This is a genomic window from Micromonospora sp. NPDC047467, from assembly GCF_040643095.1.
Taxonomy (GTDB): domain Bacteria; phylum Actinomycetota; class Actinomycetes; order Mycobacteriales; family Micromonosporaceae; genus Micromonospora.
In genome coordinates this window covers 31091-46256 of sequence record NZ_JBEYTO010000017.1, presented here as the reverse complement: position 1 = coordinate 46256, position 15166 = coordinate 31091, and the positions used below count along the sequence as shown (strand labels likewise).

Annotated in this window: 13 protein-coding genes and 1 riboswitch; of the genes, 6 read left to right on the top strand and 7 right to left on the bottom strand. The window is 73.1% G+C overall.

Going from position 1 to position 15166, the window contains the following annotated elements; all coding sequences use genetic code 11:
• Positions 1 to 15: 15 nt before the first annotated feature.
• A complete protein-coding gene (locus ABZ780_RS30570) occupies positions 16 to 906 on the bottom strand; it encodes a glycosyltransferase (RefSeq protein WP_357000744.1) in 891 nt (296 codons plus the stop codon).
• 210 nt (positions 907 to 1116) lie between these two features.
• Here ABZ780_RS30570 and ABZ780_RS30565 point away from each other — a divergent pair, with 210 nt between their 5' ends.
• From ABZ780_RS30565 to ABZ780_RS30550, 4 genes are all read left to right on the top strand, one after another.
• Positions 1117 to 2676, top strand: coding sequence for a glycosyltransferase family 39 protein (locus ABZ780_RS30565; protein ID WP_357488260.1), 1560 nt, complete (start codon positions 1117 to 1119; stop codon positions 2674 to 2676).
• 72 nt (positions 2677 to 2748) lie between these two features.
• The gene (locus ABZ780_RS30560) at positions 2749 to 3480 is read left to right on the top strand and encodes a histidine phosphatase family protein (protein ID WP_357000738.1); all 732 of its coding nucleotides are present in this window, start codon (positions 2749 to 2751) and stop codon (positions 3478 to 3480) included.
• The gene (locus ABZ780_RS30555) at positions 3464 to 4333 is read left to right on the top strand and encodes an NAD(P)H-hydrate dehydratase (protein WP_357488259.1); all 870 of its coding nucleotides are present in this window, start codon (positions 3464 to 3466) and stop codon (positions 4331 to 4333) included. The genes ABZ780_RS30560 and ABZ780_RS30555 overlap by 17 nt, the downstream gene beginning before the upstream one ends.
• A 103-nt stretch (positions 4334 to 4436) precedes the next feature.
• Positions 4437 to 4528: riboswitch (ZMP/ZTP riboswitch) on the top strand.
• A gap of 18 nt (positions 4529 to 4546) precedes the next feature.
• A complete protein-coding gene (locus ABZ780_RS30550) occupies positions 4547 to 5983 on the top strand; it encodes a glycine hydroxymethyltransferase (RefSeq protein ID WP_357488258.1) in 1437 nt (478 codons plus the stop codon).
• 146 nt (positions 5984 to 6129) lie between these two features.
• Here the strand turns inward: ABZ780_RS30550 and ABZ780_RS30545 are convergent, their stop codons facing one another.
• The 5 genes from ABZ780_RS30545 to ABZ780_RS30525 form a co-directional block, all read right to left on the bottom strand.
• On the bottom strand, positions 6130 to 6390 hold the full coding sequence (locus tag ABZ780_RS30545; RefSeq protein ID WP_357000729.1) for a hypothetical protein: 261 nt from the start codon (positions 6388 to 6390) through the stop codon (positions 6130 to 6132).
• A gap of 67 nt (positions 6391 to 6457) precedes the next feature.
• Positions 6458 to 7783, bottom strand: coding sequence for a PLP-dependent aminotransferase family protein (locus tag ABZ780_RS30540; RefSeq protein ID WP_357488257.1), 1326 nt, complete (start codon positions 7781 to 7783; stop codon positions 6458 to 6460).
• Between the two features lie 6 nt (positions 7784 to 7789).
• Positions 7790 to 8893, bottom strand: a complete 1104-nt coding sequence (locus ABZ780_RS30535) for an alpha-hydroxy acid oxidase (RefSeq protein ID WP_357488256.1) — start codon at positions 8891 to 8893, stop codon at positions 7790 to 7792.
• The gene (locus ABZ780_RS30530; RefSeq protein ID WP_357000722.1) at positions 8886 to 9854 is read right to left on the bottom strand and encodes an alpha/beta hydrolase; all 969 of its coding nucleotides are present in this window, start codon (positions 9852 to 9854) and stop codon (positions 8886 to 8888) included. The genes ABZ780_RS30535 and ABZ780_RS30530 overlap by 8 nt, the downstream gene beginning before the upstream one ends.
• 182 nt (positions 9855 to 10036) lie before the next feature.
• On the bottom strand, positions 10037 to 11311 hold the full coding sequence (locus ABZ780_RS30525) for an SGNH/GDSL hydrolase family protein (protein ID WP_357002746.1): 1275 nt from the start codon (positions 11309 to 11311) through the stop codon (positions 10037 to 10039).
• Between the two features lie 307 nt (positions 11312 to 11618).
• Between ABZ780_RS30525 and ABZ780_RS30520 the strand changes: the two genes are divergently transcribed.
• Both ABZ780_RS30520 and ABZ780_RS30515 read left to right on the top strand, forming a co-directional pair.
• Positions 11619 to 13181: an AMP-binding protein gene (locus ABZ780_RS30520; protein WP_357488255.1), complete on the top strand. Its 1563-nt coding sequence runs from the start codon at positions 11619 to 11621 to the stop codon at positions 13179 to 13181.
• Positions 13178 to 14422 carry an MFS transporter gene (locus tag ABZ780_RS30515; RefSeq protein ID WP_357488254.1) on the top strand — a complete coding sequence of 415 codons (1245 nt, stop codon included), beginning with the start codon at positions 13178 to 13180 and terminating at the stop codon, positions 14420 to 14422. Before ABZ780_RS30520 ends, ABZ780_RS30515 begins: the two co-directional genes overlap by 4 nt.
• 47 nt (positions 14423 to 14469) lie before the next feature.
• Here ABZ780_RS30515 and ABZ780_RS30510 read toward each other — a convergent pair whose 3' ends face one another.
• Positions 14470 to 15042, bottom strand: a complete 573-nt coding sequence (locus ABZ780_RS30510) for a hypothetical protein (protein WP_357488253.1) — start codon at positions 15040 to 15042, stop codon at positions 14470 to 14472.
• Positions 15043 to 15166 lie beyond the last annotated feature (124 nt).

The following is a 15166-nucleotide window of genomic DNA, read 5'->3' as shown; positions in this document are numbered from 1 at the left end:
TCCCCTGGCTGTCGCTCATCGGCCCGGCCCGAACGCGTGCCGCGACAGGCTGCGCACGCCGGTCATCTTGCCCGACCGGACGGCCGCCGGCAGCAGCGTGATGGCGTGCAGTCGCGACGAGGTGTAGCGGCGGGCCGCCCGGGCCGCCCGGGGCCAGCCCTGCTCGTCCATCCGCCGTGCGACGTCGACGAAGTAGGCCCGTGCCTCGGTGAACCGGGAGCCGTTGACCGCGTCGGCGGCGGACTTGCTGACCGCGTGTCGGCGGAACTGGAAGCAGAGGGTGCTGTCGACAGCCATCTGCTCGCCCCGCTGGACCAGGTCGATCACCAGGGCCAGATCCTGGATGACCTGGAACTCGTCGCGGAAGTTGACGGTCTTGAGCGCGTCCGTCCGCCAGCAGATCGACGGGAAGTAGAACCAGCAGCCGCGCAGCAGGCTGGCCGCCAGGTCTTCGCCGCCCATCAGCTCCCGGGTCTCGATCCGGGGGGCGTAGAGCCGCCGCTTGGCCTCGTCGACCATCGTGTTGACCACGTTGCCGTCGGCGTCGATGATCTCGACCCCGGGCTGGATCATGCAGACGCCCGGGTACTCCTCGATCACCGATCGCACGGTCGCGACGTAGTTGGGGTGCATGATGTCGTCCGTGCCCATCATCACCAGGTACTCGTGCTCGGCGAGGCCGACGCACTTGCGGTAGTTGCCGGTGACGCCGAGGTTGCGCTCGTTGCGCTGGTAGCGGACCCGCTCGTCGGTGATGCCCGCGAACCACTCCGGCACCCCCGGCTCCCGGCCGTCGTCGACTACCGTCAGGCGCCAACCAGGGTCACTCTGTGCCATCACGCTGCGTACCGCCGCCTGCATGAGGGGCACACTCCCGTAGTACGGCAGCATGATGTCGACAATCATCGGTCCGCAGGCCTAACTGTGCGTGGTGGAAGTGCGCGACAGGCGCGGGCCACATTATCAGGCATCCCGTCCGGATCGGTGACGGGCGAACCGCCGACGCGACGCGCCGCGACACCGCTGCGGGCCACGCCACGGTGAGGGGTCCGACGGCGGGCCCGGTGACGGCTATCATCGTCGCGCCCGCTCCGCACGCCCCCCGATCGGATGCCGATGTCAGACCGCGCCGTCACCACGGACGCGCCTCCCGCGCAGACCGACGTGGGTTCGCCCTCGCCGACCACCGGACCGGACGGCCGGTCACTGCCACTCCTGCGTCGGCTGGCGCTGAGCGTCTGGTTCTGGCCGACGGCGTTCGCCGCCCTCGCGGTCGGCTGGCGCATCGGCAGCCCGGAGATGTGGCACGACGAGCTGGTCACCGTCGACGTGGCGACCCGCTCCACCGGGCAGATCATCGGCATGCTGGCGAACGTCGACGCCGTGCACGGGGCGTACTACCTGTTCATGCACGGCTGGACCACCCTGTTCGGCACCGGGCCGGCCGCCGTGCGCCTGCCGTCGGCGCTGGCCATGATCCTGGCGACCGCGTGCGTGGCGCTTGTCGGGCGGCGGGTCTTCGGTCAGACGGCGGGGGTCGCCGCCGGTTTCGTCTTCGCCCTGGTGCCCACCGTCACCCGGTTCGGCCAGGAGACCCGCTCGTACGCCTTCGTCGTCCTCGCCGGGGCCGTGGCCACCCTGTTCCTGCTCCGGGCGTTGGAGCGGCCGGGGTGGCTGCGGTGGGCGGCGTACGTGCTCGCCGTGGCCGGAATCGGCCTGGTGAACGTGGTGGCGCTCACCCTGCTGCTCGGGCACGGTGTGGCCGTTCTCCTGCACTGCTGGCGCCAGCGCCGCTGGTGGTCGCTGGCCTGGTTCGTGCTCGCCTCCGCCGCCGGGGCGGGCATCGCCGCGCCGGTGATCCTGCGGGGCATGAAGCAGGCGGGGCGGCAGATCAGCTGGATCCCGGACAGCGCGCCCTGGACGGTCTGGGAGCAGGTCCTCGGCTCGACGTTGCTGGCCGTCGCGGTGACCGCGCTGGCCGTGGTGGGCGTCCTGACCCACCTGCGGCGCGACGCCGCGTCCCGGACCGTCATGGCGGCGGTGATCGCCGTCCTGCCGCTGCCGGTGATCCTGCTGGCCTCGACCGGCGACATCAACTACTTCTTCTCCAAGTACCTGCTCTTCCTCGTGCCGGCCTGGGCGGTGCTCGCCGGCGCGGGGATCGCCGCGCTGCGCCGCGCGCCGCTGGTGGCGGCGTCGCTGGTGGTGCTCGCGGCCCTGTCCGTGCCCGGTCAGCTCGCGCTGCGCGACGAGTTCTCGCATGGCTGGTACACGTACCCCCAGGCGCGGGCGTTCACGCCGCTGTCCTACTCCGAGGCGGCGCGCGTCATCGAAGCCGGCTACCAGCCCGGCGACGGCCTCGTCGCGGGCGGCCCGTGGTGGTGGATGCACGAGCCCGGGGTGCGCTACTACCTCCCTGACGACGTCTCCCCCCGCAACGTCTTCCAGCAGCGGTCGGCGGCCCAGCGCGACGAACTGTTCGGCGCGGACTGCGCCAACCCGGCCCGCTGCCTGCGAGACGAGCCCCGACTGTGGGTGCTGCTGCCGACCGTCACCGACGCACCGCTGACCGGGCTGCCGAAGAAGCAGTCGGCGGCGCTCGCCGAGCGCTACGACGTGGTCCGCGTCACACACGTGACCGGGCTGACCGTGGCACTGCTGCAACGGCGCGGCTGAGCGACACGACGGCCGGCGCGGTGCCGGCCGTGACACGGTTACCGTCGGCGGCACCCGGGTAGGGGGTCGGGCATGGCGGAACTGTCGACGCTCTGGATCATCCGGCACGGGGAGAGCACCGCGAACGTGGCGGCCACCCGGGCCGAGGCCACCGGCGCGGAGCTGATCGGGCTCGGTCACCGCGACGCCGACGTGCCGCTCTCCCCCACCGGCGAGGAGCAGGCCCGGGCGACCGGCCGCTGGCTCGCCGGGCTGCCCGAGGACCGCCGCCCCGACGTGGCGGTGGTCTCGCCGTACCTGCGGGCGGTCTCCACCGCCGAGCTGGCGCTGCACGACACCGGGGTCCCGGTCAGCCGGGACGAACGGCTGCGCGACCGGGAGCTGGGCATCCTCGACGGCCTGACCGGGCACGGGGTGCGTCAGCGGTTTCCGGACGAGGCCGAGCGCCGCGCCCGGCTGGGCAAGTTCTACTACCGGCCGCCCGGCGGCGAAGCCTGGACCGACGTGGCGCTGCGCCTGCGGGGCCTCCTCGGTGACCTGCGCCGGGACCACGCCGGTCAGCGGGTGCTGCTCTTCGGCCACGACGCGCTGGTGTTCCTGCTGCGTTACCTGGTCGAAGGGCTGACCGAGCCGGAGCTGATGGAGCTGACCCGCGAGCACGTCATCGCCAACTGCTCGATCACCGACTGGTCGGCCGACGCCCAGGGCCGGCTGACGCTGGGCGGTTTCAACGAGATCGGCCACCTGCGCCGGCAGGGCGCCGAGCCGACCAGGGAGGACGAGGTCCATGCCGAGCCGGTCTGAGGTGCAGGTGATCACGCCGGGACTGCTGCGGGAGTGGGCGCTGCCGGTGCCGACCGGCGGCAAGGAGAGCCGGGGCACCGTGCTGGTGGTCGGCGGCTCCCGCTTCACCCCCGGCGCGGTGCTGCTCGCCGGGGTGGCCGCGCTGCGCGCCGGCGCCGGGGTGCTCCAGCTCGCCGCCGCCGAGTCCACCGCCGCCACCTTGAGCATCCAGGTGCCCGAGGCGCTGGTGGTCGGACTGCCGGAGACCTCCGACGGCGCCGTCGTCGCCGACCGGGGCGGCCAACTCGACGAGTTGGTCGGCCAGGCCGACGTGGTGGCCCTAGGCCCCGGCCTCACGGGCATCGACGAGACCGTCCAGCTGCTCGGCCTGGTCCTGGGCGCGGCGGGGCCGCGCACCCCGCTGGTGCTCGACGCGTACGCCCTCGGTGCGCTCAGCCACGAGCCGACGCTGCTGGTCGGCTCGGGCCGCCCGGTGGTGCTCACCCCCAACGTCACCGAGGCCGGGCACCTGCTCGGCCGGGACCCGGGCGACGACCTGGACGCCGAGGCCGCCGAGTTGGCCGCCCGGTACGAGGCCGTCGTGTCGCTCTACGGGCATGTGGCCGCCCCGGACGGGCGCGGGTGGCGGGAGGAGAGCGGGGACGCCGGGCTCGGCACCTCCGGCAGCGGGGACGTGCTCGCCGGCCTGCTGGCCGGGCTGCTCTCCCGGGGAACCGACCCGGCGCAGGCCGCCTGCTGGGGGGCCTTCGCGCACGCGGTGAGCGGTCAACGGCTGATCCCCCGGTACGGGCGGATCGGCTTCCTGGCCCGGGAACTGCTCGACGAGATCCCCCGCACCCTCGCCACCGTCTGACCGGACGGCTGCCTCGTCCCCACCGGCTCGGCAGTCGTCCGGGCACCTTCGGTGGTCACGTCCGGAGGCCGGCCGGGTGGGCCGTGGCCGGCCCGGTAGGATCGGCGCGGGCCGTTACTGGCGCGTGGGGATGGACAACCATCAGGGAGCGGCCCCGTCACGAGGACGTTTTTGCCGAGCGCCTGGGCCTTCCGCACGTCTGTAGGAGGTCGTATGTCGCACAACGCCGAGTCCACCGCATTCCGGAGTGCCCTTGAGGTGATCCGGGCTGTCGAGCCGCGGGTCGCCGACGCCATCGGCGCCGAGCTGACCGACCAGCGAGAGTCGCTCAAGCTCATCGCCAGCGAGAACTACGCCTCCCCGGCCACCCTGCTGGCCATGGGCAACTGGTTCAGCGACAAGTACGCCGAGGGCACCGTCGGGCGCCGCTTCTACGCCGGCTGCCAGAACGTCGACACCGTCGAGGCCCTCGCCGCCGAGCACGCCCGCGAACTGTTCGGCGCCGCGCACGCGTACGTGCAGCCGCACTCGGGCATCGACGCCAACCTGGTCGCGTTCTGGGCGGTGCTCGCCGACCGGGTGGAGGCCCCCGCGCTGAAGAAGGCGCAGGTGCGCCAGGTCAACGACCTCACCGAGGCGGACTGGTTCGCGCTGCGCCGTGAGCTGGGCAACCAGCGGATGCTCGGCATGTCGCTGGACGCGGGCGGTCACCTGACCCACGGCTTCCGGCCGAACATCTCCGGCAAGATGTTCGACCAGCGCAGCTACGGCACCGACCCGACGACCGGCCTGATCGACTACGACCGGGTGGCCGAGGCGGCCCGCGAGTTCAAGCCGCTGATCCTGGTCGGCGGCTACTCGGCGTACCCCCGGAAGGTGAACTTCCGGATCCTGCGGGAGATCGCCGACTCGGTCGGCGCGACCTTCATGGTCGACATGGCGCACTTCGCCGGCCTGGTGGCGGGCAAGGTCTTCACCGGCGACTTCGACCCGGTGCCGCACGCGCACATCGTCACCACCACCACCCACAAGTCGCTGCGCGGCCCCCGTGGCGGCATGGTGCTCTGCGGGCCGGAGCTGGCCGACCAGGTGGACCGGGGCTGCCCGATGGTGCTCGGTGGTCCGCTGCCGCACGTGATGGCCGCCAAGGCGGTCGCCCTCGCCGAAGCCCGCCGCCCCGACTTCGCCGACTACGCGTCCCGGATCGTGGCCAACTCGCAGGCCCTGGCCGAGGGGCTGCTGCGGCGCGGCGCGAAGCTGGTCACCGGCGGCACCGACAACCACCTGGTGCTGATCGACGTGTCCGGCTACGGGCTCACCGGCCGGCAGGCCGAGCAGGCTCTGCTGGACTCGGGCATCGTCACCAACCGCAACTCGGTCCCGCAGGACCCGAACGGCGCCTGGTACACGTCCGGCATCCGGATCGGCACCCCGGCGCTGACCACGCGGGGGCTCGGCACCGCCGAGATGGACCAGACGGCGGAGCTGATCCACACGGTGCTGACCCACACCACCGCCGGCGCCAACGCCGACGGCACCGGATCGAAGGCCAAGTACACCCTCGACCCGGCCCTGGCCGACAAGGTGTCCCGCCAGGCCACCGACCTGCTGGCCCCGCACCCCCTCTACCCCAGCATCAACCTGTCCTAAAGCGCTGCCCCAACCAGCCAGTCGCGTCGATCATGGAGTTGTGGTGCCCGATAAGGGCCGGTGGGCGACTTTCGTCCACCACCACAACTCCATGATCGACGCGGGCAGGGGTGGGGCGGGCAGGCGGCGGGGTGGGGCGGGGGCGGTCAGGCTAGGGGGCGTTTTAGGTGGTAGCGGTGGACTTCGGTGCTGCCCTGGACGTTGTTGACGTCCTCGGCGGCGGAGACCAGCTCCCAGCCCTCCCGGCCGGCGCGGTTGAGGTGCGCGATGGCGGTGTCCCCGAAGGCCGTGATGTCCTTGCGTGACCCGTCAGGGCCGTACCAGACGAACGAGACGTGAAAATTGCGGCCCTGTCCCTGATAGCGACGGACGAGCAAGGCGTACTCCCAGGCAACCATGCGTCCCATTATGACCGTCCAACAAGGACGGCGGTGAATCGGCCGTCGCACATTGCTATCCGGTGAACGCGGTGTGTCAATCCGCAGAGCGGGCCAGCACGTCGGTGATCAGGGCGGCGAGGCGGTCGAGCCCCACGTCGATCTGCTCCGGTGTCACCGCGCTGACCGACAACCGCAGCGCACGCACCGGCACGGTGTCGTCGTAGAAGTGCGCCATCGGCGTCCAGAGCACCCCGTAGTCGCGCGCCGAGATATCCAGCAGCGCGTCGTCGACCTCGAACGGCACGGTCACCACCACGAAGAACCCACCGGCGGGCACTGTCCACCGCACCGCCGCCGGCCGGTCCGGGTCGGCCGGGAAGCGCCGGGCCAGGCCGGCGACCAGGTGGCGCATGTTCCGGGAGTACGCGGCCCGCTCCCGGGTGTTCGCCGGCACCAGACTGCACCCGTGCTCCAGCAGACGGCCACCGATCACCGCCTGCGCGATCGGCGAGGTGTTCACCGTGACCATGCTCTTGATCATGGCGAGTTGGTCGGCGAGCGGGCCGACCCGGCCGTCCGTACCCGCCACCCGCTGGTCGGCCACCACGTAGCCGACCCGCGCGCCGGGCAGCACGGTCTTCGCGAACGAGCCGAGATAGACCACCCGCCGGTCGGTGTCCAGCGCCTTGAGGGTGGGCGGGCGCGGCCCGTCGTCGACGGGGAACAGCCCGTACGGGTTGTCCTCCAGCAGCAGCAGGTCCTCCTCGGCGGCCAGCGCCAACAGCCTCCGCCGGTCGGCGGTGTCGATGCTGACCCCGGACGGGTTGGCGAAGTCCGGCATGACGTAGCAGGCCCGCGGCCGGTGGCCCTGCTCGCGTGCCCGGCGCACCTGGGCCCGGAGGTCCGCCAGGTCCACCCCGGTTGGTCCACCGGCGACCGGCCACACCGGCAGGTCCACGAGCCGGGCCGCGCCGGTCAGCCCGACGTAGGTCGGGGCGACCGCGAGCAGCACGTCGGCCGGCCCGGCCCGCAGCGCCCGCAGCACCAGGAACATCGCCTCCTGGCAGCCGACGGTCACCACCACGGCCTCCGGGTCGACCGTGATCTGCTCGTCGACGGCGAGGTTGCGGGCGATCAGGTGGTGCACGATGCCCTTGGTCCGGCCGTACTGCAGCAGCAGCCGCCGGGCCTGCTCGGGCCGGTGGCCCAGATCGTCGACGAGGTGCCGGTGGAACGTCTCCAGGTGCCGGTGCACCGCCGCCACGTCGAAGAACTCCTCGTACGGCCGTCCGGCGGCCAGCGACACCGCCGCCGGATAGCGTTCGGACACCTCGTTGAGGAAGTTCATCGACGTCAGCGCCGGGTCACCCAGCGCGGGGTGCAGGTCGGCGACGAGCAGGTCGACCGCTTCGGTGGTCACGCCCGCTCAACCCGCCCCGAGCGTACGCAGATCGGCCGCCGCCGCCGGGTCGGCGCAGCCGGCCAGGGTGAGGGCGTCGCGCAGTTCGGCGGCGAGCAACGCCAGCGCGTCCCGCGCGCCCTGCTGCCCCCCGACGGCCAGCGCCCAGAGCATCGGCCGGCCGACCAGCACCCCGGCGGCACCCAGCGCGAGCGCCCGCAGCACATCGGTGCCGCCGCGGATGCCGCTGTCCAGCAGCACCTGGCAGCGGTCACCGACCGCAGCGAGGACCTCCGGCAGCATGGTGACGCTGGCCGGCACCCCGTCCAGTTGCCGACCGCCGTGGTTGGACACGACCACCGCGTCCGCGCCGACCCGCACCGCCTCGATCGCGTCCCGGGGGTCCAGCACCCCCTTGACGACCAGCGGCAGGTCGACGTGCTCGCGCAGCCAGGCCAGATCCGTCCACCGCAGGGCCGACTCGAACGACGCGTCGGTGTGCGCGGCGATCGCGGACACGCCGGGCGCGCCGCTGTGCGCCAGCGCGTCGCGGCCCTGCGGCAGGTTCGCGGCGACCACGTCGGGGGGCAACTGGAACGCGTTGCGCAGGTCACGGGGGCGCCGGCCGAGCACCGGGACGTCCACGGTGACCACCAGCGCCCGGCACCCCGCCGCGACGACCCGGTCCAGCAGGTCGCGGACCAGGGCGCGCTCGCGCAGCCAGTAGAGCTGGAACCAGACCTCCGCGCCCGCGCCCGCGACCTGTTCGATCGGCGTGCTGCTCAACGTGCTCGCCAGGTAGGGCACCCCGGCCGCGCCGGCCGCCGCCGCCAGGCCCAGCTCCCCGTCCGGGTGCACGAGCCGCTGGTACGCCATCGGCGCCACCCCGACCGGCATCGCGTACGGGCGGCCGAGCAGCCGGGTGCCGAGGTCCACGGTGTGGCTGGCGCGCAGCACCCGGGGCAGCACCGCGACCCGGTCCAGCGCGGTCCGGTTGGCGGCCAGGGTCACCTCGGCCGCGCTGCCACCGGCCACGTAGTCCCACACGTCCGGGGCCAGCACCGCGCGGGCGCGCCCGGCGTAGTCGTCGAACGACACCGGCGGCGTCTCGGCGCGTACCCGCTCAGGCACCACGCACCCCCGCCGCGTCGGCCGGTTCGGGCGGCAGCCCGAACACCTCGCGCAGGAACGTCGCCGCGACGCGCTGTGCCCGCCGGCCGTCGGTGAACGTGCCGGGCATGGCGAAGAAGCCGTGGATCATCCCCGGGTAGTGGTCGAGGCGGGTGGGCACCCCGGCGGCGCGCAGCCGCTCGGCGTAGCGCTGCCCCTCGGCGCAGAGCGGATCCAGCTCGGCGGTGACCACCAGCGCCGGGGGCAGGCCCGACAGGTCGTCGGCGAGCAGCGGCGATGCGAGGGGGTCCCGGGCGTGCGCCGGATCGGTCAGGTAGTGCGCGCGGTACCAGGCCACCGACCGACTGTTGAACAGCGCCGGGTCGTCGCCGACAGGGCCCTCCGGCTCGCCGCTCTGGTCGGTGTTCGGGTAGACCAGCAGCTGCGCGGCGAGGGCCGGCCCGTCCGCGCGGCAGAGCAGGGTCACCGCGGCGGCCAGGTTCCCGCCCGCGCTGTCCCCGCCCACCGCCAACCGATCCGGGTCCGCGCCGAGCCGGTCGGCGTTGTCGGCGATCCAGGCGGTGGCCGCGTGGCAGTCGTGCACCGCGGCCGGGAAGGGGTGCTCCGGAGCCAGCCGGTAGCCGACGGTCACCACCTGGCACGGCACCGCGTTGGCCAGCCGTCGGCAGATGCCGTCGGCGGTGTCGACACTGCCGAGCGTCCACCCGCCACCGAAGAAGTACAGCAGGGTGGGCAGTGGTCCCCGGCCGGCCGGCCGGTACACCCGGATCGGCAGGTCCCCGGCGGGGCCGGGGATCAGCTCGTCGCGTACCTCGGTCACCGGCTCGACCGCGCCGCCCCCGGCGCGGATCGCCGCCAGGTCCGCGGCGCGTGCCTCGGGCAGGGTCTGGGTGTACAGCGGCGGCGTGTCGGCCGCGGCACGCGCGGCCCGGTAGGCCGCCACCTCCGGGTGCAGGGCCATGCGGGTCTCCTATCCGCCGGTGCTGACCAGCAGCTTGTCGATGCCACGCAGGAAGAGACTGCCGCTGTACGGCGGCTTCTCGGTGACTGCCAGCCGGGGCATCGCGAGTGGTCCCTCCAACCGGGATCCTCTCCCGATGCCGGCACAGGGGGCGGCGCGTCATCCGCCGCCCCCTGCCGGTGTCACAGCCCGAGCAGCCGCAGCGGCACGGAGTCGGCCAGCGCCTTGTTGCCGGCGTCGTTCGGGTGGATGTGATCCCCCGAGTCGTACGCGGGCCGCAGCTGGCTGGGTCGCGCCGGGTCACGCAGCACCCGGTCGAAGTCGAGCAGCCCGTCGAACTCCCGGCTGCCGCGCAGGTAGGCGTTCACCGCCTGCCGGGTGGCCTCCTTCTGCGGCGTCCACACGCCCGGCGCGCCGTGCCCCTCGTACGGCGTCAGCGTGGCCACCAGGCTGGTCAGCCCGCGCTGCTGGAGCTGCTGGTTGATCTGCCGCAGGGTGGCGATGATCGCCTCGGGTGAGTCGTTGGACATCCAGATGTCGTTGATGCCCAAATGGGTGACGACGGTCCGCACGCCGGTCTGGGCGAAGACGTCCTCGTTGAGGCGGGCCGCCGCGTTCGGGCCGAGCTGGAAGTAACCGGGGTAGTTGCCGTCGCCCGGCTCGGTGCCCTCGTGGTTGAGCCGGTTGCCGGCCAGGCTCAGGTTGAGCACGCCCGGGGTGCGCTTGTCCGGCCGGTCGGCGAGCAGCCGGTCGGAGAGCAGGTCGGGCCAGCGCCGGTTGGCGTTGACGGTGCTGCCGTTGCCGTCACCCATGGAGTCGCTGAGCACGACCAGCGCGCCGGGGCTGGCCTTGCGCTGCACGTCGACTCCGGAGAGGAAGAACCAGCAGCAGGTGGGCCGGATGGTGAAGCCCGCACCGTCGGCGGCACCGGTCAGGTCGCCCGCGCCGATGAAGTTGTTCTGCTGGGACTGACCGTGGAAGGTCGTCGGTCCGGTCGGCGTCGGGAAGTGCAGGGTGATCACCAGGTCGCTGTCGTCCGCGACCGGGAAGGTCAGCGGGTCGCTGAGCAGCTCCGCGCCCCGGAGCATGGTCGCCGAGGCGCCGCCGTTGAAGCGCAGCGGACGCAGCGAGGCCGGGTCGATGTCGGAGACGTCGTCGACGGTCGCGGTGTTCGGACGGGCGATGGTGGCCCGACCGACCTCGACCGCCTGCTCGCCGTAGAGGTTGCTCAGGCGGACCCGCAGCGCCGGGCCGCCCACCGAGACGTGCACGACCATCCGGACGCTCTGGTCGTTCAGGCCGGTGTTGGTCAGCCCGACCGAGTTGCCCCGGGTGACCGCGGCGGCCCAACTGCCCGCCCATACGGCCTGGTCAGGTCGGCCGGCGGTCCCGGACGGGCCGGCGCTCGCGACGACAGCGGGTGTTCCGGCGACCAGCAGTACGGCCGCGGCGGCGATGACGTGCCATCTCTTCGGGATTGACATCGAACCTCCATCGTGTGGAAGCCCAGGGCCGTCCGCTGACAGCTCCTGCCTGGACGATGGTCCAGAAACCTAGCCGCCGCCGATGATGAGCGTCAATCGACCTGATCGACGCCATCAAATGTCCGCCGGGCCTGCTGGACCGCCCGTCGGCCCGGTCCCGGGCGGCCCTCGCCGGCCTAGGCTCGCAGGCGACGGTGCGGTCGCCCGAGGGGTGCCCACCGCCACGTCGTCACCGGGGTGCTGCCCGGAGACCGCCGCTTTCGTGGATGGGGGCTGCCGGATGACTGACGGACCCGGGCACGGGACGACCTACGTGGACAGGGCGCTGGACCTCTTCGCCGGCTTCGGTGACCGGGAGGCGCTCGTCGGCGGGGGCCGTCGCCTCACGTACATTGAGGCTGCCGCGCTGGTGCGCGCGATGGCCGCGACGCTGACCCGGCAGGGCGTGCGGCCGGGCGCGGCGGTGCTGGTGACCGTGGCGAACGCCGTGGAGGGGCCGCTGCTGCAACTCGCCCTGCACCTGATCGGCTGCCGAACGATGTGGGTCGCCCCGGTCACGGCCCGCCGGGAGGTCGACGAGTTCATCGGGCTGGCCCGCCCCGACGCCCTGGTCTACGACGCGCGGGACCCGGCCAGTCTGGGTCCGGCGCTGGCCGCCGCCCTGCCCGGCACCCCGGTGTGCTGCCTCGGCCCCGGAGGCGCCGGCCCGGACCTCACCGCCGACGCCGGCGAGGCCGTGGCGCCGCCGGCGCGGGTGCCGGCGCCCGAGTCGTTCCTACAGACCAGCGGCACCACCGGCAGCCCCAAGCTGGTGCACCACCGGGAGAGCTTCTACGACCAGATCCTCACGCTGGCCGCGGACTTCCGCGCCGCCGGGTTCCCGCTGCTGCGGCACCTGTCGCACTCGCCGATGTGGCTGGCCAGCGGCCAGATCACCACCCTGTTCAACCTCTTCACCGGCGGGGTGCTGGTGCTGCGCGACGACTGGGACCCGGTGGCCTTCGTGGACACCGTGCGGCGCGAGCGGATCAACTCCACGTTCGTCACCCCGCCGATGCTCTACGAGTTGCTGGACCACCCGGCGCTGGTCGGCGCCGACTTCTCCGCCATGTTCATGTTCAACGTGGGCGCCGGGCCCGCCGCGCCCGCCCGGCTGCGCCAGGCCATCGCGCGGTTCGGCCCGGTGCTGCGCATCGTGTACGGCCTCAGCGAGGCCGTCGTGATCACCGCGCTGCCCGGCCTGACCGACGATCCGGAGCACCCGGAGCGGCTGCGCTCCTGCGGCCGCCCCTACGGCGACGTACGCATCGAGATCCGCGACGACGACGGTGCGGTGCTGCCGACGGGCCGCGACGGCGAGGTGTGGGTGCACACCCGGCTGAGCTTCGCCGGCTACCACGGTCAACCGGAGCTGACCGCGCAGACGCTTGTCGACGGCTGGGTGCGTACCCGCGACATCGGCCACCTGGACGACGACGGCTACCTCTACCTCGTCGACCGGGCACACGACATGATCGTCACGCATCGTCGGAACTGGGCCATCTTCTGCCGCCCCATCGAGGACGTGCTGGCCGGGCATCCGCAGGTACGGGCCGCCGCCGTCATCGGCGTGCCGGACGACGCGGTCGGCGAGGTCCCGTACGCGTACGTGGTGCCGGCCCCGGGCGCCACGGTCACCGCCGCGGAGCTGATCGACCTGGTCACCACCGAGCTCAACGAAATGTGGGCGCCAGCCGGGGTGAAGTTCACCGACCGGCTGCCGCTGAACCGGTCGGCAAAAATCGACAAACGAGCGCTGCGCGAGGACTACGCCGCCCGTCGGGCGGCGACGGTCGGGGCGTGACCCCCCGTCGGCAGCTGGCCGTCCTGGTCAGCGCGGACCTGATCTCCAACCTGGGCACCCGCATCTCGGTGGTGACCATCCCGTGGCTGGTCCTCGTAACCACCGGCAGCCCCACCAAGATGGGCCTGGTCGCGTTCGCCGAGACGCTGCCGTACCTGCTGTCCAGTGCGCTGGGCACGCCGTGGGCGGACCGGATCGGGCTGCGCCGCACCTCGATCATCTGTGACGCGGGCAGCGCGGTGGCCATGGTCGTCGTCGCGTTGACTCCGTGGCTGGGGTTCGCCCCGCTGGTGGCGCTGGTCGCGGTGGCCGGCGCGCTGCGCGGCATCGGGGACCGGGTCAAGAACGTCATGTTCCGGCCGGTCGCCGAGGCCGCCGGGGTGCCGCTGATCCGGCTGACCTCGGCGTACGACGGGTTGAGCCGGGTGGTGACCCTCTTCGGCGCGGCCGTGGGTGGCGTGCTGATCGCCGCGTTCGGGGTGACCGAGGCGCTCCTCATCGACGCGGCCAGCTTCGGGATCTGCGCGCTGCTGATCGGCGTCCTGGTCCGGCCACCGGCGGCCCCGGCGCAGGCCGCCGAGCCGGTGAGCTACCTGCGCGCGCTGCGTGCCGGGTTCGGGTACCTCGGGCGGGACCGGCCCCTGCTGGGCATGCTGGGGGTCGTCTCGGCCCTGAACATGGTGACCAACGCCAGCGTGGCTGTCTACATCCCGTTCTGGGTCGCCCGGGAACTGCACGGCCCGAGTGGGCTCGGCGTCGTGCTGGCGACGTTCTCGGCGGGCGCGCTGCTGGGCAACGTGCTGTTCACCGCGCTCGGGCCCCGACTGCCGCGCCGGTTGACGTTCCTGATCGGCGCGATGGTCGGCGGCGCACCCCGGCTGGTCGCGTTGGCGATCAGCGACGAGTTGCCGGTGGTGCTCGTGGTGACCTTCCTGTCCGGAATCGGCATCGCGGCCGTCAACCCGCTGCTCGGGGTGGCGCTCTACGAACGGGTGCCGCCGGATCTGCAGACCCGGGTGATCGGCATCTCCGGTTCGCTGGCCTTCGTCGGGCTGCCGGTCGGCGCGCTGCTCGGCGGCTGGTCGGTGGACGCGCTCGGGTTCACCCCGGCGCTGCTGGCCATGGCCGTGGCCAGCCTGCTGGTCAGCGCGTTCTCTCTGCTGACCCGTGTGGACGACTCAAGCCCTCCACGACGCCCCACCCCCGCCACCACCCCGGCTGCGGCGACCGACGGCGGCTGATCGCCGCCGAGGATACGCAGGTGATCGTCGGTTCCACCCCCGTCGCGTCAGCGGCCCGCCGGGGTCGGGACGGCGTGTTCGGCGCCGCAGCGCGGGCAGCGCAGCCGCGCCCCGGCGGCCCGAGGCACCCGGAGCCGCTGGCCGCAACCACAGGTGAACACCGGCCGGGTCGACCGCAGATATTCGTCGCGCTCACGCCGTGGCCAGCTGCCCTGGCAACGGTGGCACCGTTTCGGCGGGTAGCTGTGGTAGTGGGCCAGCCCCAACGCCCCCGCGATCATGACGGTGGCGGCGAACGGCAGACCCAGCAGCGCGACGAGGACGGTCATCGCGCCGACGCCGTCGGACAACACCGCGCCGACCACGACCAGCACCGTCGCCGGCACGCCGAGCAGAAGGGCCGCGAAGCCCCACGTGAAGACCAGCAGGGACGGCACGAAGAGCAGCCGCACCCGACCGGGCGCCCAGCGGGCGACGCCGTACCCGCCGCAGCGCGGGCAGTTCGGCGAGGCGGAATGCGGAACGGACCGCAGCGCCTTCGGCGCGAGCCACTCGACGACCCGCTTGAGGATCTCCTCGACCAGTTTGGTCGCCAAAGACTGCAGGAACGAACTGAGCACGGCTGCCACCTCCGCACCGACGTGACCGGCACGAACGCATCCACGGCGGACGCGGTGCGAGCCCTCTGCACCATCGTGACCGCCCGACACCACCTTCCCCGCTCAGCGCGCCGACACCGTTGGG